Raw genomic sequence first — 19,108 nt, forward strand, 5'->3', positions numbered from 1 at the left:
GAACCCGCCGTTTGGTTAGAAGGATCGACGGTCAGGACGATCCAGATACTCCACCGGTTCCTGATCATCCGGCGTTCTCCGAAGTTCCTCCATTTTGACAAGGACCACGTCCGAGCCGATCTTGACGATATTCCGCCACGGTATGATCAGATCGCTTCCGCCGCCGAACAGCCCCATGAATTTGCCGTAGCTCGGCACCACGATCGCTTCAATCCGGCCCTGCCGCAAATCCAGCTCCAAATCGCTGATTTGCCCAAGCCGCTTGCCGTCGATGATATTAATAACATCCTTTGTTTGAAAATCGGAAATTTTCATCTTTTTCCCCACCATTTGATTATCAGGTATCATGAGCATCACACCTTAGATGTATTTGAAGGTTATCCGTCCATCCCTGTTCAATCCGCATCCCTCTGTTCAATATATGATCCGCTTGGGTAAAATAGCTTATTTAAAACGAAAAAAACGACCCCATAAACGGGATCGTTGTCTATTCGTTTGATTGCTGGGCTTCTTAAGTTTTGACGTGCTTTTGCATCTGCTTGATCGCCGACTTCTCCAGGCGCGACACTTGGGCTTGGGAGATACCGATTTCATCGGCAACTTCCATCTGGGTTTTGCCTTCGTAAAACCGCATGGACAGAATCATTTTTTCGCGCTGCCCGAGCTTGTGCATCGCTTCCCGGAGAGCGATTTCCTCAATCCAGGACACATCCTTGTTCTTGTCATCACTGATTTGATCCATCACATATATCGGATCGCCACCGTCATGATAAATCGGCTCAAACAGCGAAACGGGATCTTGAATGGCATCGAGTGCAAAAACTACGTCTTCCTTGGGCACATTCAGCGCTTCGGAAATTTCAAAAATCGTTGGTTCGCGCGAATTCGCATTGGTCAGCTGATCCCGGACCTGAAGTGCCTTGTAGGCAATATCGCGCAGTGATCGGGAGACGCGAATCGGGTTATTGTCCCTTAAGTATCGACGTATTTCTCCGATAATCATCGGTACGGCATAAGTGGAAAATTTAACATTTTGCGATAAATCAAAATTGTCGATGGCCTTCATCAATCCGATGCAGCCTACCTGAAACAGATCATCAACGAACTCTCCCCGATTGTTAAACCTTTGGATGACGCTGAGCACCAGTCTCAGGTTGCCGTTCACCAATTTTTCTCGGGCCGACCGTTCATTGTTCTGCTGCAGATTATGAAACAGCTCCCTCATTTCCACGTTCGTCAGAACAGGCAGTTTTGACGTATCCACACCACAAATTTCAACTTTGTTTCGCGTCATGATGACTAACCTCCCAAGGAGAAACATTACTGTACATTATCTCCGAGGGGGGTTATTTTATTCCTTGCGATTTCCAGTTACACCATCTTGTTGAATTCTTTGCGGAGCCGTTTAATGATTCTCTTCTCCAATCGGGAAATGTAGGATTGCGAGATTCCAAGCAGGTCTGCCACGTCTTTTTGCGTCTTTTCTTCCCCGTCCTGCAGGCCGAAACGAAGCTCCATAATCATGCGTTCCCTGTCGCTCAATTTATCGAGTGCTTTTTGCAGCAGCTTCCGGTCGACCTGCTCCTCGATGTTGCGGTAGATGGTGTCGTTCTCGGTGCCCAATACGTCGGACAGGAGCAATTCATTGCCGTCCCAATCGATATTCAGCGGCTCGTCGAACGAGACCTCGCTTCGCGTTTTGTTATTCCGGCGCAGGTACATCAAAATTTCGTTTTCAATGCAGCGCGAGGCATACGTGGCCAGCTTGATTTTTTTCTCGGGGTCAAACGTATTCACCGCCTTAATCAAACCGATGGCACCGATCGATACCAAATCTTCGATGTTAATGCCGGTGTTCTCGAATTTGCGGGCGATATAAACGACCAGACGCAGATTACGTTCGATCAGCATGGCCCGGGTGGCCGCATCGCCGGTAGGCAGCTTTTTGAGCAAGAACTCCTCTTCCTCTTTCGTTAGCGGAGGCGGAAGCGCCTCGCTTCCTCCGATATAGTAGATTTCCTGACTCTTCAAACCCAGCATAAAAAGTACGCGGTAATACTGCAGCTGCAATGCTAATCTCCATTTAACGGGCATCTCTTATCCTCCTAATGCGTTTTCCCGAAGGTTTAACTGACTTCATAAAGATCATCTTTAGGCTCCTAATCCGGAAAGGATGGATTTTCATGAAGATTTTCAAAGACTTATCCATCGCTCGAACGTTGGGTCACAGACTCGAACACTATGAAAATGGCTTCACCTGTCATTATCCTGCAGTCTTGGCTTCGCCTGATTTCAGACCGGTCGCCTCATGATTCTGAGAATCGCCCGTTATGGCAGGTTGTGCATTCTTCGGCGTCCCCTCACCTTCCGTCAACGCCGGATGGATGATGGCCCTGTATGCCCTGTCTCCCGAAAGCGTCCCGCCGTCAAGACCAATCAGCACCTTGGATGCCGCGTATTCAAATCCCCCCAGCTCGACATGCACCATGTCAGGCTTCAGCGCAAGCATAAATGCAGCCCCCCGGTTGACGCCGCGATACGGAACAAGCCGCAGGCGGTCCTGCCATTCGAATTCCTCTGCCGCCAGCCCCATGATTAATTTGTCCGGTTCCCCCTCCATCAGCTGTTTGCTCCATCCCTGGGGCAGGTAGGCTTCCCATAGTTCTGCTTCCATCACCATAACCGGCGTGCGTGTCAAGGGATCGCTCAATTGGTTACCAGTATCAAGCAGACCCACGCAGCCTATTTTGGCGCTGCCGATCCATACGGACACTTCTCCCAACAAGGCTTCCCGGTTCTCGGTTTTTCGTTTCGTGGTCTGAACGGCTTTAAACGCGAATACAACTACAAAAAAGGTAATGCACGCAAACCAGAATCCCACCTTCAATTCAAAGGATAGCCCGCCCGATGTCGTATACCATATCCCGCTGAACAACTCTCCCGAATTTTGGACCAAGTAATGAAAACCGATAATGCCTCCGGCAGCTGCAAAATTCACCATGTAAAAAGCTCCCAAATTCCGAAGATAACTCTGCAAGCTCACAAAGCCGAAAGCCACCCACAGCATGATCAACGATAGTCCAAACTTGATGAGAAAGGTAAACAAAAACGACAATTGCGGGACAAACATCATGACGACATACAGAGCGCCGATCACAGAGGATAATGCAAGCCTCCACCATGTTGGCTTCACTCTCCGCATCCAGGCGGTCAAAGCCAGCAAAACGGCGTCAATGACGAGGTTTGCCAAAAATATGAGATCAATATAAACAACCAGGTTGTTCACCTGCCTAGTCGAAGAATCCTCTACCGTTATCCTTCTGTTGAATTCTGGGCTATGGGAGATGTTACTAGTATAAGAAGAATAGAATTCAAAGTCTGTCTAAACCTGTGGGCGGATTTCGGACTTTTTTTGTCGATGAAGGGCAGTTTTTAGAGACCTGTACCAAGAGCAGCCTCTTAGCGTTATCGGCGATCTCTATCTTGGCGGGAAGGCTCGGGGAATATCCGTAATTTCCCCAGTAATTGCTGATTGGGCTTTCATTCGTGAAAGTGTGACAGCATCAGCTGTTGGCCTTGTAAATGAAATAAAAGGAAGATGACGAGGCTTGGATATAAAAATAAGCCTGTCTTCATCATGATGACGAAGCACAGGCTTACCGTTATTAATCATTATTACGGGTACGATTGCGAAGAAAAGTAGGAATATCAAGCTGATCATTGCTCTGATTGCCAAACGGCTTCAGATTCACATTACTCTTGTCCGTTTCCGGCTGCTGTTGTTGCTGTTGTTCCCCTTGCGGCATTGCAGGACGACGTCCCGGCGGGATTGGAGAAGGCTTGCTCTCAAAGCCGGTAGCGATAACCGTGACCTTGATTTCATCCTTCATGCTTTCCTCAATGATCGCACCGAAGATCATGTTCACTTCCGGATCGGAAGCAGATGTTACAATCTCGGCCGCTTCATTCACTTCATACAAGGAAAGATTGGTTCCTCCCGTAATATTCATGATCACACCGCGGGCACCTTCGATTGAGGTTTCAAGCAACGGGCTCATGATCGCCTTGCGGGCAGCCTCGGAGGCACGGTTTTCACCAGTAGCCAGTCCAATACCCATCAAAGCCGAGCCGCGTTCTGTCATGATCGTTTTCACGTCGGCAAAGTCAAGGTTGATCAGACCCGGCACTTGGATCAGATCAGAAATGCCCTGAACGGCTTGACGCAATACGTTATCTGCTTCTCGGAACGCTTCCAGCATCGGTGTCTTCTTATCCACGATCTCCAGCAAGCGATCATTCGGAATGACGATGAGTGTGTCCACTTTCTCTTTCAATGCTTCGATGCCAAGCTCCGCTTGGGAAGCACGCTTGCGTCCTTCGAACGTAAACGGACGAGTGACAACCCCAACCGTTAATGCCCCGCACTCCTTAGCAATTTCAGCGATGACAGGCGCAGCTCCAGTACCTGTACCGCCACCCATACCGGCTGTAACGAATACCATATCGGCACCCTTCAGGGTGTTCATGATCAAATCACGGGATTCTTCCGCAGCCTTCTTGCCTACGTCAGGATTGGCGCCGGCACCAAGACCGCGAGTGAGCTTGTCCCCGATTTGCAGTTTATGTTCGGATTTTGCAAGGTGGAGTGCCTGAGCATCCGTATTGACCGTAATGAATTCAACGCCCTGCACACCATTTTCAATCATTCGGTTAACGGCGTTGCTTCCGCCGCCGCCTACTCCGATTACTTTTATTTGAGCTAAGCTCTCCATTTCAAAATCAAATTCCAACATCTAATCCATCTCCCCCTCAATGTGCGTGGATGGCACGTCCACAGTCGAATGAATCCGCTATATAAACTCGCTGAACATCTTTTTCAGGCGTTCAATAAATCCCGGCTTCTGGCTGGTCTCCTGAGTTGCTGCGACAGGATTTTGCTGCTTAGCGCGGTTCACCGGTTTCTTGCTATTTCCGCTGCTGTTGTTGCTTCCTCCTGTATTCCGTACGCGTACGTTCCGGATTGCATTATGGAGGATGCCGACTCCGCTGCAGTATCCCGGATCACGAACACCGATAAAATCGGGAACCGCAATCCGTACGGAAGTCGCCAGCTCATTTTGTGCCACCTGCAGCACACCAGGCATGGACATAGTGCCCCCAGTAAGTATATAACCACCAGGAAGCTCACTGTAACCCAAGCGCTTGATTTCTTGGCGCACTAATTGGAATATTTCCTGAACGCGAGGTTCTATGATAGCTGCCAGATCCTCTTGAGTGAACTCCTTGTCCACATTGCTTCCAATTCTCGTTACCTTGAACGTTACTTCGTGTGCGGCACTCTCGATCAGCGCGCACCCGTACTTCAGTTTAACCTTCTCTGCTTGATCCGTCAGCGTTCGCAGGCCGTATGCGATATCATTCGTCACGAAATCCCCGCCTACCGGAAGCGTGGAGGTTGCGGCAATGCTGCCTCCCTCGAACACAGCCAGCGTGGTTGAGCCCGCTCCGACGTCGACCAGCACGGACCCCATCGTTTTCTCGTCCTTGGACAAGGCCAGCTGTCCCGCACCAAGCGGAATCAGCACCAGATCCTTCACTTTCAGACCTGATTTCTCCACGCAGCGTAACAGGTTATGTATTGCCGTTTTGGCGCCAGTTATAATCGTCGCTTCCACTTCCAGCCTTACGCCGATCATTCCTCGCGGATCAGAGATTCCTTCCAAACCGTCAACTACAAACTGTTTAGCAACCACATCGATAATTTCACGATCGGGAGGAAGCGCAACGACTTCCGCTGCCTTCAGCACGCGGTCAATGTCCTCTTCACCAATTTCGCGATCCTCGTTCGATACTGCCACAACGCCGTGGCTGGATTGAAGTCCGATATGATTTCCAGATATGCCGACATAAACTTCGGATATTTGAATACCGACCATACGCTCCGCATGATCAACAGCGCTGCGAATGGATTGTACGGTCTGGTCGATATCTACAATTGCACCTTTGCGAATTCCCTCCGAGTCGGCAGATCCAACTCCAATAATATTAAAGGTTCCATTATTAACTTCCCCAATAATAGCACGAACTTTGGATGTACCGATGTCCAAACTAACAATGATGTCATTGTTGCTCAAGCCCTGGCACCTCCTGTTTTTAGCAAATTAATTTTGATTATAAAGAATACATTTCTACTTATTCAACACTCGCGGGTCTTTCCCTCTTTTTTCAACATTTTTTTTACTGCCAACATTTGCTATAGCAGGCCGTAAAAGTCATTCAAAAAAGAAGAGCCGAAACAAGTTGTCAATACTTTCAATTGTACCATTTATTCCTATGCCTGAGTAGGGGGTTATTGCCCTTCCTCGGCGTCTTCTCCAACTTCTTCTTCAAACGGCACGTAAGAATCGGCTTCCAGCATCGTAATCACGCCCGGCCGCTCTATTTCGGTAACCTGATTCAAGTACTCTACCTTGTCACGGAGCAAGGAAACCGAAGTAATGACCTCGAATTTGGAACGCGTATACATCTTGATCCGATCCGGAAAAGATAACGTTGGCGATGGCATGATCTCCGAAATGTCCGAAGTCAAGCTGCCCGGAATCTCGGCAAGTACTTTGCTGAGCTTGGCCTTGTTGGGGTCGTTTGCATCCCAATTGGTCAGAATCGGCTTCTCCACGGCAATGCCGCTTGCCGTGACGGGAACCGAGGTACCGCTCGACAGAATCGCTTGGAGCTCGCCGCTGTCGGACAGCTCATAGGCAACCGTAGGATGTTCCGTCACCGCGATACTGACTTCGCCGGGAAAGCTCTTGACCACTTCGGCCGTCTTAATCGTGCCCAGCTTCATCAGGCGCTCCTGCACGAGTGCGGGGTCGACGCCAAAGTACTGGTCTCCGATGTGGAGTCCGCTTTGCTTGGTAAGCTGCTCATTTGTATTAAACGTATTACCTGTAAAATGAATCTCGGTAACTTGGCTGACCGACGACCGGAAAAACAGGATCGTCAGCAGAGCTGCAAACAGCAGCAAAAGAATCCATATGATTTTTTTGGCCGTTTTCGGTTTGGGCTTGTCCTGCTTCAGGACAGGCATATGTGTCTTGGACATATCCACTCTCTCCATAAAGACCTGTTATCCCCTCCTCCTGGAGGGGATGCTCAGGACCTCAATTGGCTAAATCAAGCGGCTTTGGCACCGGGGACTGACGATAGATCCGTGCGCCTAAACCTTGGAACATGTTTTCAATACGATCATAACCGCGATCAATATGGTGAACTTGTTCCACCACGGTCGTTCCCTGCGCAGCCAAACCGGCAATGACGAGCGCCGCTCCAGCCCGAAGATCGGTTGCTTCCACGGTGGCTCCGTAAATTCTCTGAACGCCGCGTATGAACGCATAGTTCAGATCCGTGGAAATGTCCGCCCCCATGCGGGAGAGTTCCTCCACATGCTTGAACCGTCCTTCGAATACCGTCTCTTTCATCACGCTAAACCCGTCCGCCAAGGACAGCAAGACCATGACCTGGGATTGCAAATCAGTCGGGAAAGAAGGATACGGCGAAGTCACGATTCGTTCCACAGCTTTAGGACGGCTCATGCAGCTTATATTTATTATATCATTGCATATACTGGTTTGAACACCGGCGCGCTTCAGCACATGTATAAGGGAAGTTAAATGGGACGGATTGGTCTTTGTAAGCGTTACGCTGCCGCGGGTAACCGCTGCTGCGATCATGACAGTTCCGGCTACGATCCGGTCCGGAATGATCTCATACTCGCAAGGCTCCAGGCGCTCCACGCCATGGATCGTTATGGTATCCGTTCCTGCCCCGATAATGTTCGCTCCCATTTTGTTCAGGAAATGCTGAAGGTCCTGAATTTCAGGCTCTCTCGCGGCATTGGTGAGCACCGTCGTGCCGAGCGCCGTTGCAGCTGCCATCATGATATTCTCCGTCGCCCCCACGCTGGCAAAATCCAGATGAATATCGGTTCCGATCAAACGGCTGGCCCTGCAATGGATCTTATCGTTGCTCTCCTCGATTTCCGCACCAAGCGCCTGCAATCCTTTAAGATGGAGGTCGATCTTGCGTTCTCCGATCGCGCAGCCTCCGGGCTGGTAGATCGTCACTTCGCCAAAACGGGCCAGCAGAGGTCCCATCAAAAAGATGGAGGATCGCATCTGCTTCATTAAATCTTCCGGGACATGAAACGAATTGGCCGACGAGGTATCCACGGTCACCGTCTCCAGCTCATGCTTGCATTTGGAGCCGAGACGGCCGAGAATGCTGAGCATCACTTCAATATCCAGCAGATGCGGGACATTGCTTAATCTTACAGTCCCTTCTGCAAGAAGACTTGCTGCTAGAATAGGTAAAGCTGCATTTTTTGCTCCATGGATACGTATGGTTCCTGATAGGGGCCTTCCGCCCTCAATCACCAATTTGTCCAATGTATCACCTCCGAGTTTACCGCTCGCCCAGAACGTACACCTCAGGCACCATTTGAATTCCGTTCTTCTCCGATATGGTTTCCTTGATGCGTTCCATCAAAGCGAGCACGTCCTCTGCTGTCGCTTGACCGGTGTTCTCGATGAAATTGGCATGCTGTAAAGAAACTTCCGCGCCTCCGATCCGCAGGCCCTTGAGACCGGCAGCCTCGATCAACCTCGCCGCATGGTCGCCGGGCGGGTTGCGAAATACGCTGCCTGCCGTTGCGGATTGGAGTGGCTGCGTACGCCGGCGACGGTCCTTATAGGAGGCCATAACGGCTGTAATCTCCTTGCGGTCTCCTTGACGGAGCTCAAATACCGCTTCAGTCACAATCCCTTTTCGTTCATGCAGAATGGAGTGTCGGTAATCAAACGCCATATCTTTCGCAGCATACGTAACCAATTCCCCTGTTTCCAGTACAATGTCAGCGGACTTGAATATGCGTGACACATCAGACCCATGGGCACCCGCATTCATGTAGACGGCCCCTCCGACCGATCCAGGAATGCCTCCGGCAAATTCGAGCCCGGATAATCCTTGTTTTCCGGCCAGAACACTAAGTTTGACAAAAGACAGACTGCCGCCTGCAGTTACCGTCTCTCCGTCAAAACGAAGCTCCTCAAAACCCTGGCCCAGCTTGATGACCGCTCCCCGAATTCCTTTATCGGCAACCAGCATGTTTGAACCGCGGCCCAGCTGTGTCCAAGGTATGTGATGGGCATGGAGAAGAGTGACCAGTTCCTTGAGCTGTTCCTTGTTCTCAGGAACAATCAGGCAATCGGCTGGTCCGCCTATTTTCCATGTCGTATATTTTGCCAGCGGTTCATTCCATAACACTGCTCCGACATTGGCCTCTGATAGTAGCGATTTCCACTGCTGCATTTTAAATAAACCTCCCTTGACTTTCAAAACCAAAAGGCCATTCCTTCAACTGGATGAAGAGATGGCCGCTGTCAGTAATGCCGGCCTCATGGGTGTGTCACGATTATAGAGTATCTTATGTCAGGCTCCATAGGTGTGTGACAATCGCCCAGCCGTTTTAGCGTTTGCCGGTTAACCGGCGGATTTCTTGGGTTATGACGGCCGCCGAGTCCGGTTTGCCGAGCTCTTTCGAAGCCGCAGACATCAACTCTCTTGCAGAGCGGTTGGTCATGATCTCCTCAAGCTTTCGGAACAGCGATTCAGCCGTCAAGTCCTTTTCCAAAATCATGCTGGATGCCCCCGCTTCCTCCAACTGCCTCGCATTCGCCTCCTGGTGGTTATTGGTGACGTTAGGTGATGGTATAAGGACGGATGGGATGCCAAGCGATGTAATTTCCGCCAGGAATGAGGCTCCCGCACGGTTTACGATCAGCGAAGTAGCCGCAAGCACTTCCGGCATATTATGAATATAGGGCAAAATATGAAGATGATTCGGCATGGTGCCGAGCTGGGACCGAATGGATTCCCGCGTATTCTCGAAATACGTATCGCCCGTAACAAATACAAAATGGACGTTCGGCAGCTTGTGAATGAACGGCGCCATCCCGATCATCGCGTTATTGATCGCCTTGGCTCCCCGGCTTCCGCCGACGATCAGAACGACCTGGCTGTCCACCGGAATGCCGAGCGTAGCAAATCCACGTTCACGATTGGCGGATAAAACCGTTGTCGCACGTGGATTTCCTGTATATACCGTTCTTTTGGCTTTAGGAAAAGAAGACTCCGTTCCTTCAAAACTGACGGCAACCGTATCCGCATATCGGCTGAGGAATTGGTTGGTCAGGCCCGGAATCGCGTTCTGCTCATGAATCATGGTCGGTATTCCCAGCTTGGCGGCGGCGTAAACGACAGGGCCGCACACATATCCGCCCGTCCCGATCACGACATCGGGCTTAAACTCCTTCAGAAGGGCCTTCGATCGCTTCACGCCTTTGAAAAAACGCATGATCGTTTTCACGTTGTCCATCGACAGCTTGCGCCGGAACCCCGTGATATCGATGCTCTCGAACGGCAGCTTCTCTTGGGGCACCAGCTTGCTTTCGAGGCCTCGCTCGCCTCCGATATATAAAAACTCCGTCTTCGGATCTTCCTTCTCACATTGTCTTGCTATGGCAACGGCGGGGTAAATATGCCCCCCCGTTCCGCCGCCGGTCAAAACGACACGCATACCCTTCACCTCGCATAACGGGAAATATTTAATAGAATGCCGAGCGCCGTCAGCATCAGCGTCAGCGAGCTGCCTCCGTAACTGATGAGCGGCAGCGTAATCCCTGTCACCGGCATCAAACCGATAACGACGCCGATATTGATGACGACCTGGATGGCGACCATGCCTACGATCCCTACGGCCAGCAGACTGCCAAAGCCGTCGGTGACCGTCATGGCCACCCTCATGCCCCGCCACACCAAGGCGGCGAACAAGAGCAGTACAATCAAGCCGCCGATGAACCCCAGCTCTTCGGCCAGGATCGAAAAAATAAAATCAGTCTGCGGTTCGGGCACATAAGCGTACTTCTGACGGCTCATGCCTAGTCCGAGTCCGCCGAGTCCGCCCGGCCCTATCGCATAGAGGGATTGGATGATCTGGTAGCCTGCGCCGAGCGGATCGGACCATGGATCGAGAAAGCCGGTTATCCGCTTCAGCCGGTAGGGCGCTGTCAGAATCAAGCCTATGAATCCGGCTATCCCGCCTAAAGCGAGAAAGCCCAGATGCTTCATCCGTGCTCCTGCCGTAAATACGATCATCATCGCAGCACCCAGCATAACGGCCCCAGTACCCAAATCAGGCTGGAGCATGATCAGCCCGAATGCCAGTCCGATCAAACCTAGCGGCGGCATCAGCCCCCTGGTAAATGATGTAATATCATAGTCTTGCTTGCTAAGCCAGCGCGATAGAAACAGAATCATGCCCAGCTTCATGAACTCGGAGGGCTGAATGCCGAACGAGCTGATGCCGAGCCAGCTTCTGGCTCCGCCGCGAACAACGCCGATTCCTGGAATTAGTACGATAATCAGCAAAAAAAAGCAGACCAGCAGCGCAATCTTGCTGTATTTCTTCCAAACCCGAAAATCGATCCTCGATGTGAAGTACATGGCAGCAAGCCCCAGACAAGCAAAAAACAGCTGACGCTTCACAAAATAAAACTTATCGCCATAGTCATGAAAAGCGAGGACGGAGCCTGCACTGTATACCATGACGATTCCGATGGCCAGCAGGGCCAAAATACAGATAAGCAGCCACAGATCGGGCGCCTGGCGGTTCTTGTTCATGGAAAGGCCACCTCGTACATCCTTAGTAGGGGCTTTTCCACCCCCCTACTTAAAGGTTATGCACCGCCTCTTTAAAAATGCGTCCTCGCGTCTCATAGGAAGGAAACATGTCCCAGCTCGCGCACGCGGGGGACAAGAGAACGATGTCTCCGCTCTCCGCCAGCCCGGCAGCCTTCCGGACAGCCGAGGTCAATGTCGAAGCGGCGTCCTCCCCATTATCGACGAGGATGATGTCCTTTAATCCGGCCTTGGCGGCAGCGTTCGCGATTTTCTCCCTGGTTTCGCCAAGAAGCACGACCGCTTTCACCCGCCCTTGCATGGATGGGATCAGCTCCTCGTAATCCGATCCCCGGTCAAGCCCCCCCGCGATCAAAACGACAGGTTCCTTGAACGAGGTCAAAGCCATGTGCGTCGCCTTGGAGTTGGTTGCCTTGGAATTGTTGTAATAGGATACGCCTTGAAGCTCCGCCACAAATTCCAGGCGGTGCTCAACGCCGCGAAAGCTGGACAAAGCTTCCTCCAGCTTATCGGGGGCAACGCCCGCCGCTATGGCGATGGCACAAGCCGCCATTGCGTTCCCCACATTGAATCTTCCCGGCAGTCCGATGTTCTCCACACGGATGATCTCATGGTTAAACCCTTCGCCGTCTGTATAAATGATTCTGCGCCCCTGATCGTCGTCGTCCGAATCCTGGGTACCGGGAGCATATGGCGGCGTGATGTGAACCCCTTCACGAAGGCTCTCGCTCATCGAAAAAGGCACGATGTGCGCCTTGATATACGGGACAAGGTTTCTGCACACGGGATCATCCCAATTGAGCACAGCGGTATCCTCCGAAGTCTGGTTGGCAAACAGCTTGGCTTTGGATGCCACATAATCATCCATTCCGCCATGGTAATCCAGATGCGTTTCCGTCACGTTGAGGAGACAGGCAATGCGCGGCCGGAACGCCTCCGTTCCTTTTAGCTGAAAACTGCTCAGCTCCACGACCATCCAGTCATGTTCGGTGGCTGTCGCTGCAGCCTCGGATAGGGGCGTGCCGATATTGCCGGCAACGATCGGAGAAAGGCCGGCGTTTTCCAGCAGCTTGCCCACCCAAGTCGTCGTGGTTGTTTTGCCGTTCGAGCCCGTGATGCCGATTATGGGAGCTTCACAGAGGTGATAGGCGATTTCGACTTCGGTCACGATAGGAATTTCAAGCTCGATCGCCTTTTGGACAGGCGGGACCGAATACGGAATTCCCGGGTTTTTGACAAGGAGCGCCACGCCGGGATGAATGAGGTCATCGGGATGCCCGCCGCAAATAACAGAAATACCCAAAGCCTCGAGCTCCGAGGCTTCAGGACACTGTTCTCTTTCCTTTCGATCATTCACGATGACGGAGGCGCCGGCTTGATGCAGCACCTTGGCCACCTGCACTCCGCTTTTGGCAAGACCCAACACGACGATATGCTTATCCCGATAAACATCTAGCTGCTTCATATGTTACAACCCCTTGTTGATATAGAGTCCGAGTCCCGCAAGTACCAGTCCCACGGCCCAAAATGTAAAAACAACGCGCCACTCCGACCACCCGGACAATTCGTAATGGTGGTGGATCGGGCTCATTTTGAATATTCGTTTGCCCCGGGTTTTGAAGGAGATCACCTGAAGCACAACAGATAGCATCTCGATGACGAAGACCCCTCCAATGATCAGGAACAGCAGCTCGCTCTTGGTTACGATGGCAATGGCGCCGATGGCACCGCCGATGCCTAAAGAACCCGTATCACCCATGAACACCTTCGCGGGATGAGCGTTAAATACCAGAAACCCGAGCACCGCGCCGATCATGGCAGCCGCGCAGAACGCCGCCGCGAACGAGGTGGACTGGATCGCGACGATGGCATAGGCGCCAAAGGCAATCGCGCTGACGCCGGACAGCAGGCCGTCCAATCCGTCGGTGAAATTGACCGCGTTGCTGATTGCAAGCATCATGACCACGATGAACGGATAATAGAACCATGGGCCCCAATCAAAGGACCAATCCATGCCGGGTACGCTGATTGCCGTGCTGTGGCCGTTGGAAATCAACAGCCAGCACATAATACCGGAAAACAGAAGCTGTCCAAACAGCTTCTGCCGGGCCGTAAGTCCTAATGATCTGCGAAACACGATCTTGATGTAATCGTCAAGAAAGCCGATCAAACCGAAACCGAGCGTGGCTACGATCAGCACGTAGAAATCGGTATCGACAGGCGAAAATTTAATATAAGTCAGCGTAAAAGCTAGAAGAATGACGACGCCGCCCATCGTTGGCGTCCCGGCTTTTTTCAAGTGGCTCTGCGGACCGTCGTTCCTGACCTGCTGGCCGAACTTCATACGCCGCAGCAGCGGAATGAGCAGCGGAGCCGATATCACCGCAAGCACAAACGCTACACCGATTGTCAATAACAGCAATTGAAAGTCCATCAGCTCACCCCCTCACTCCGTTGTTGCTGCCCGGCAGTGCCTTCAAGGCATCAACCACGTGCTCCAGCCTCATGCCGCGCGAGGCTTTCACCAATACGATATCCTTCTCCGTAACCTGCTCCAGCAGGGCTTCGATCAGCTTTTCTTTATCCGTAAAAGAAAGCACGGCCCCTTCCGGGAAGCGGGCTTTCGCTTTATTCGCCGTATGAAGAGACAATGGACCGTAGGTGAATACCAGATCCGCATTGTCCGGAGATAAATACTCTCCGATTTCGGCATGGAATGACTCTTCCCGCTGACCAAGTTCCAGCATGTCCCCGAGCACGGCGATCCGGCGGCGGTAGCCCTTCATATCGCCAAGCACGTCTACAGCCGCCTTCACCGCCGTCGGGCTGGAATTGTAGGCATCGTTCAGCACGGTTACCCCGAACGCGGTCTCTACGGCTTCGATCCGCATGCTCGACAGCTTCAGATGGGCGAACCCGCTGCGAATGGCTTCATCGCCGATGCCCAGATGGGTCGCCACGGCCATGGCTGCCAGGGCGTTTACCACATTGTGGCGGCCGAGGAGCGGCAGGCTGAAGCCTTCGCCTGCATGCCGGCTCGAAGTAAAAATGATTCCTCTGGCATGGAACATGAGTCCCGTCGGATAATCGTCATTGGTATCTTGATTTCCGAACGTAAACGTACGCAGCCCCTCCGGCTTCACCGTTCCCTCTTCAGCAAGCACCTGACGGATCAGCGGTTCGTCCCCATGATAGATCAGCAAACCGCCGGGCTTCATGCCGCTGATAATTTCAAGCTTGGCCCGTGCGATTTCTTCCCGGGAACCGAGCTGCAGCAAATGCGCTTCCCCGACATTGGTGATCACGGTTAAATCCGGGCGGGCTATATTCGAGAGCAGCTCGATCTCATGTCGTCCGCTCATACCCATCTCAAGCACGATAATGTCGGTGCCTTCCTTCATTGCCAGTACGGTTAACGGAAGCCCGATATGATTATTATAATTGCCTTGCGTTTTGTGAACGTTATACGTGGTTTCAAGCAGTGCCGACACCATGTCCTTCACGGTGGTTTTGCCGTTGCTGCCGGTTATGCCCACCACCTTGGCTCTGCTCTCGGACAAATAGGCCGCCGCAAGCGACTGGAGCGCCTTTAATGTATCCTCCACGAAAATGAGCGGAAGGTCGGCGGGAACCGGCTGATGATCCCTCTGCCAGAATGCCGCGCCGGCTCCGCCGGCGAGCACGCTCTCCACGAATTCATGCCCGTCAAACTTCTCGCCGACAATCGGAACAAACAGGTTGCCCGGCTGTATGGTTCGGGAGTCGGTACCGACTCCTTGAATGATGATGTTGTCATCTTGGTTACGTGAGAGCGTTCCGCCGCACATGTCGGCGATGCTCTTTAATGATTTATGGATCACTATTGTCTGCCCCTTATCGCGTCTTTGGCTACGATGCGGTCGTCAAAATCAAGCACTTCGCCCGCAATCAGCTGATAGGTCTCATGACCTTTCCCCGCAATCAATACTACATCGCCCGGGCTTGCCATTTCAATAGCCTTTTCGATCGCTTTCCGGCGATCGACGATGAGCTTGTAGCTTTCGGTTGCCACACCGTCCTCAACCAATCCGGCCTCGATATCCTTCAATATCAACTCCGGATCCTCGGTACGGGGATTATCGGAAGTTACCAATACAACATCGCTGTATTTCGCAGCGATTTTACCCATGATCGGCCGTTTGGTCCGGTCCCGGTCGCCCCCGCAGCCGAAAACGGTGAGCACCCGGCCTTCCGCGAATTCATTGACGGTGCGGAGCACATTTTCAAGTCCGTCCGGCGTATGGGCATAATCCACGATCACGGCATACGGCTGGCCTTCATCCACGACCTCTACGCGGCCATCGACTCCGGGCACGGACTCCAGGCTGTTCTTGATATCTTCGAGCGGCACACCTTCCAGGAGCGCTGCCGCGATCGCAGCCATGGCGTTATACACGTTGAATTTCCCTACCATTCGAATCGAAATGTCCGCACTGCCGCGGAACGTATCCACATGGAACGAGGTGCCTTGCGCGGTGATCGATATATTGCTCGCCCGCACATCCGCATCTTCACCCAAACCGTAGGTAATCACTTCCGCCGCGGTCTGCTTGGCGAAATATGCCGAAGCATCGTCATCCGCATTCAGGACGGCATATTTGCGCGCGGATTCATCCTTGGCAAAAGCGTTGCCCAGCCGGGAGAAAAATAACCCTTTTGCGCCGCGGTATTCTTCCATCGTGTGATGATAGTCCAGATGGTCCTGGGTCAGGTTCGTGAAGATGGCCGTCCGGAAATCCGTTCCCTTCACGCGCCCCTGTTCGAGCGCATGCGAGGATACCTCCATCACACAGCACTCGGTGCCTGCATTGGCCATATCGTTCAAGTAACGCTGAAGCTCCAGCGCCTCGGGCGTCGTTCTCGGCATCGGGAAGGACTGGCCGTCGTATTTCATCTGAATCGTGCCGATCAATCCGGTTTTCAACCCGAAATCGTTCATGATCGTCTCGATCAAATACGTTGTCGTTGTCTTTCCGTTCGTACCGGTTACGCCGATCATCTTCATGCGGGAGCTCGGCTGATGATAAAAGGCATTTGCCAAACCCGCCATCGCGAAGCGGCTGTCTTTCACGATGACCTGCGGGAGGTCAACCTCCAGCTTGCGTTCAACGACCAGCGCCGCGGCGCCTTTGCCGGCGGCCTGGGCTGCAAACTGGTGTCCATCCACCGTATGGCCCGGCAGGCAAATGAACAAATCCCCCGGTTTTACTTGTCTGGAGTCTGTTTCTATCCCCGTAATTTCAACATCTCCGGATCCCTCGATAACAGCAGCGGCCAATACGGATGATAATTGCTTTAAGTTCATTGTTATCCCTCTCTCTATATATCTGCATCATCCGCCCTTCGCTTGCCGACCGGATGATGCCTTAGTGTTCGTGCTTGGATTCCCCCGGGTCTTCACCCATGTAAATCCGAATGGTGGACCCTCGCTCCACCCGGCTTCCCGGCTTCGGCGCCTGGGAAATTACCGTATTGCCGGTTCCGGACTTGGCCAGCATGAAGTTCATATTCAAGTCCTCATACAGATCCTGAACGGTTGCACCGACCAGGTTCGGTACGGTCACGGTCGGCGTCTCGCCGTACTTGTATTCGCGGGCAAGCTGGTCTTTGCGCGGCGGAACGTTCATATAGTGCAGCGCATCCTCCAGGATATTCTGCACGATCGGGGCTGCCACGACGCCGCCGAACTGTATGCCTTTCGGGTTATCCACCGCCGTGTACACCACGATTTCCGGATCATCGGCTGGCGCGAATCCGATGAAGGAGACGATATGCTCGGTTGAAGAGTAACGGCCGTTAATCACCTTCTGGGCGGTACCGGTCTTCCCTCCCACACGATAACCGTCGATGAAGGCCGGACGTCCGGTTCCTTTGGCGACGACGCTTTCGAGTGCCTCGCGCACTTGCTTGGAGGTTTCCTCCGAGATTACTTGTCTGACGAGCTCCGGTTTGATCTCCTCAACCGTCTCGCCCGTCTCCGGATTGACCCAAGCCTTGGCGACGTGCGGCTTGAACAGCTTACCGCCGTTAATGGCGGCGGACACGGCCGCAACCTGCTGGATCGGCGTAACCGATACGCCTTGGCCAAACGCCGTTGTGGCCAGCTCCACAGGGCCAACGTTATCGAGCTTGAACAGAATGCCGTTCTCTTCCCCGTTCAAATCGATGCCCGTCTTCGCTCCAAAGCCGAAATCCCGGATATACTGGAACAGGCTTTCCTTGCCCAGCTTCTGGCCCAATGCCACAAAGCCCGGGTTGCAGGAGTTCTGCACAACCTCCATGAAGGTTTGACTGCCATGGCCGCCTTTCTTCCAGCAGCGCAGCCTGGCTCCGCCGACCTCTACCGCCCCGCTGTCGAAGAAATGGTCGTTCTTCAGATCGACCTTGTCCTCTTCGAGGGCAGCGGCAAGCGTAATAATCTTGAACGTCGAGCCCGGCTCATAGGTCATCCAGATCGGCAAGTTGCGATTGTATGTCTCCGCTGAAAATTCCTGATAGTTGGCAGGAGAGTACCCCGGCCTGCTGGCCATCGCCAAAATCTCGCCCGTCTTCGGATTCATGGCAATCGACCATGCTCCATTCGCCTGGTACTTCACCATGGCCTGGTCAAGCTCCCGCTCCATGATGGACTGGATCGATTTATCGATCGTCAGCTCCAGATTCAGACCGTCGCGGGGCTCTACGTATTTCTCCGAGGAGCCCGGCATGATTCTTCCGCCCGCATCGGACAAATAGGATATTCCGCCTTCGAAGCCCTTCAGCTTGTCGTCATGCATGGCTTCCAGGCCGGTGAGTCCCTGGCTGTAGGCTCCCGTAAACCCCAAAATATGGGCCGCGAGATCGCCGTAGGGATAATACCGTTTGTTATCCTCAGCAACAACGATACCCGGCAGCTTCAAATCACGAATTTCCTGAGCCAGCTCCATCGTAATTTTTCGTCCACCGGGATTTATCCGTTCCAACCTCGAACGTTTCGTAATGATCTTCTTGATATCGGCCTTGTCCATGCTGATCAGCCCGGCCAACGTCTCGGCTGTATGGTCCGGATCTTTGATTTGTACAGGAATCGCCCAAATGGTCGGTGTCGTTATATTCGTAACCAATGCGGTTCCGTTACGGTCCAGAATTTCGCCCCGCTGTGCCGCAAACGGAATGTCGCGGCGCCAGAGGTCCTCCGCCTTCGCCGACAGCTCCGCGCCTTTCCCGATCTGCACATAGGCCAGTCTGATGATCAGCGCAGAGAACAGCAGGAGCAGCAGCAGCAGGCTCCAGAGCAGCCTTCTCCGCTGCGATACCTTGGATACTTTCACCT

Annotated in this window: 16 protein-coding genes; all 16 read right to left on the bottom strand. The window is 52.7% G+C overall.

Features of this window, described 5'->3' with window-relative positions; all coding sequences use genetic code 11:
- Window positions 1-15: 15 nt before the first annotated feature.
- The 16 genes from AC3RCL_RS21330 to AC3RCL_RS21405 all read right to left on the bottom strand — a co-directional run bounded on the left by AC3RCL_RS21330 (window position 16) and on the right by AC3RCL_RS21405 (window position 19,106).
- Window positions 16-348, bottom strand: coding sequence for a YlmC/YmxH family sporulation protein (locus AC3RCL_RS21330; protein ID WP_009589579.1), 333 nt, complete (start codon window positions 346-348; stop codon window positions 16-18).
- A gap of 163 nt (window positions 349-511) precedes the next feature.
- On the bottom strand, window positions 512-1,294 hold the full coding sequence (gene sigG, locus AC3RCL_RS21335; protein WP_006209087.1) for an RNA polymerase sporulation sigma factor SigG: 783 nt from the start codon (window positions 1,292-1,294) through the stop codon (window positions 512-514).
- Between the two features lie 77 nt (window positions 1,295-1,371).
- Entirely contained in the window at window positions 1,372-2,094 is a 723-nt protein-coding gene (gene sigE / locus AC3RCL_RS21340) for an RNA polymerase sporulation sigma factor SigE (protein ID WP_009589674.1), read from the bottom strand.
- Window positions 2,095-2,263: 169 nt separating this feature from the next.
- Entirely contained in the window at window positions 2,264-3,277 is a 1,014-nt protein-coding gene (gene spoIIGA / locus AC3RCL_RS21345; protein WP_492536425.1) for a sigma-E processing peptidase SpoIIGA, read from the bottom strand.
- A gap of 388 nt (window positions 3,278-3,665) precedes the next feature.
- Window positions 3,666-4,793, bottom strand: a complete 1,128-nt coding sequence (gene ftsZ / locus AC3RCL_RS21350) for a cell division protein FtsZ (protein WP_009589569.1) — start codon at window positions 4,791-4,793, stop codon at window positions 3,666-3,668.
- Window positions 4,794-4,850: 57 nt separating this feature from the next.
- Window positions 4,851-6,134: a cell division protein FtsA gene (ftsA, locus tag AC3RCL_RS21355; protein ID WP_009589690.1), complete on the bottom strand. Its 1,284-nt coding sequence runs from the start codon at window positions 6,132-6,134 to the stop codon at window positions 4,851-4,853.
- Window positions 6,135-6,349: 215 nt separating this feature from the next.
- Window positions 6,350-7,105 (bottom strand): cell division protein FtsQ/DivIB, encoded by a 756-nt coding sequence (locus tag AC3RCL_RS21360; RefSeq protein WP_213577470.1) that lies wholly within the window; start codon window positions 7,103-7,105, stop codon window positions 6,350-6,352.
- Window positions 7,106-7,163: 58 nt separating this feature from the next.
- Entirely contained in the window at window positions 7,164-8,447 is a 1,284-nt protein-coding gene (gene murA / locus AC3RCL_RS21365; RefSeq protein WP_009589613.1) for a UDP-N-acetylglucosamine 1-carboxyvinyltransferase, read from the bottom strand.
- Window positions 8,448-8,463: 16 nt separating this feature from the next.
- Window positions 8,464-9,369 (bottom strand): UDP-N-acetylmuramate dehydrogenase, encoded by a 906-nt coding sequence (gene murB, locus AC3RCL_RS21370; RefSeq protein WP_015734237.1) that lies wholly within the window; start codon window positions 9,367-9,369, stop codon window positions 8,464-8,466.
- Window positions 9,370-9,526: 157 nt separating this feature from the next.
- Complete coding sequence (gene murG, locus AC3RCL_RS21375) at window positions 9,527-10,636, bottom strand: undecaprenyldiphospho-muramoylpentapeptide beta-N-acetylglucosaminyltransferase (protein WP_009589637.1); 1,110 nt, start codon at window positions 10,634-10,636, stop codon at window positions 9,527-9,529.
- A gap of 5 nt (window positions 10,637-10,641) precedes the next feature.
- On the bottom strand, window positions 10,642-11,739 hold the full coding sequence (spoVE, locus tag AC3RCL_RS21380; RefSeq protein WP_009589659.1) for a stage V sporulation protein E: 1,098 nt from the start codon (window positions 11,737-11,739) through the stop codon (window positions 10,642-10,644).
- Between the two features lie 49 nt (window positions 11,740-11,788).
- Complete coding sequence (gene murD, locus AC3RCL_RS21385) at window positions 11,789-13,222, bottom strand: UDP-N-acetylmuramoyl-L-alanine--D-glutamate ligase (RefSeq protein WP_492531813.1); 1,434 nt, start codon at window positions 13,220-13,222, stop codon at window positions 11,789-11,791.
- Window positions 13,223-13,225: 3 nt separating this feature from the next.
- Window positions 13,226-14,191 carry a phospho-N-acetylmuramoyl-pentapeptide-transferase gene (mraY, locus tag AC3RCL_RS21390; protein WP_009590845.1) on the bottom strand — a complete coding sequence of 322 codons (966 nt, stop codon included), beginning with the start codon at window positions 14,189-14,191 and terminating at the stop codon, window positions 13,226-13,228.
- Between the two features lie 4 nt (window positions 14,192-14,195).
- The gene (locus tag AC3RCL_RS21395; protein ID WP_492531815.1) at window positions 14,196-15,617 is read right to left on the bottom strand and encodes a UDP-N-acetylmuramoyl-tripeptide--D-alanyl-D-alanine ligase; all 1,422 of its coding nucleotides are present in this window, start codon (window positions 15,615-15,617) and stop codon (window positions 14,196-14,198) included.
- Entirely contained in the window at window positions 15,617-17,101 is a 1,485-nt protein-coding gene (locus AC3RCL_RS21400; RefSeq protein WP_486049980.1) for a UDP-N-acetylmuramoyl-L-alanyl-D-glutamate--2,6-diaminopimelate ligase, read from the bottom strand. Before AC3RCL_RS21400 ends, AC3RCL_RS21395 begins: the two co-directional genes overlap by 1 nt.
- Window positions 17,102-17,162: 61 nt before the next feature.
- On the bottom strand, window positions 17,163-19,106 hold the full coding sequence (locus AC3RCL_RS21405) for a stage V sporulation protein D (RefSeq protein WP_015734232.1): 1,944 nt from the start codon (window positions 19,104-19,106) through the stop codon (window positions 17,163-17,165).
- Window positions 19,107-19,108: the final 2 nt, after the last annotated feature.

It is taken from the genome of Paenibacillus sp. MT86 (genome assembly GCF_058792535.1).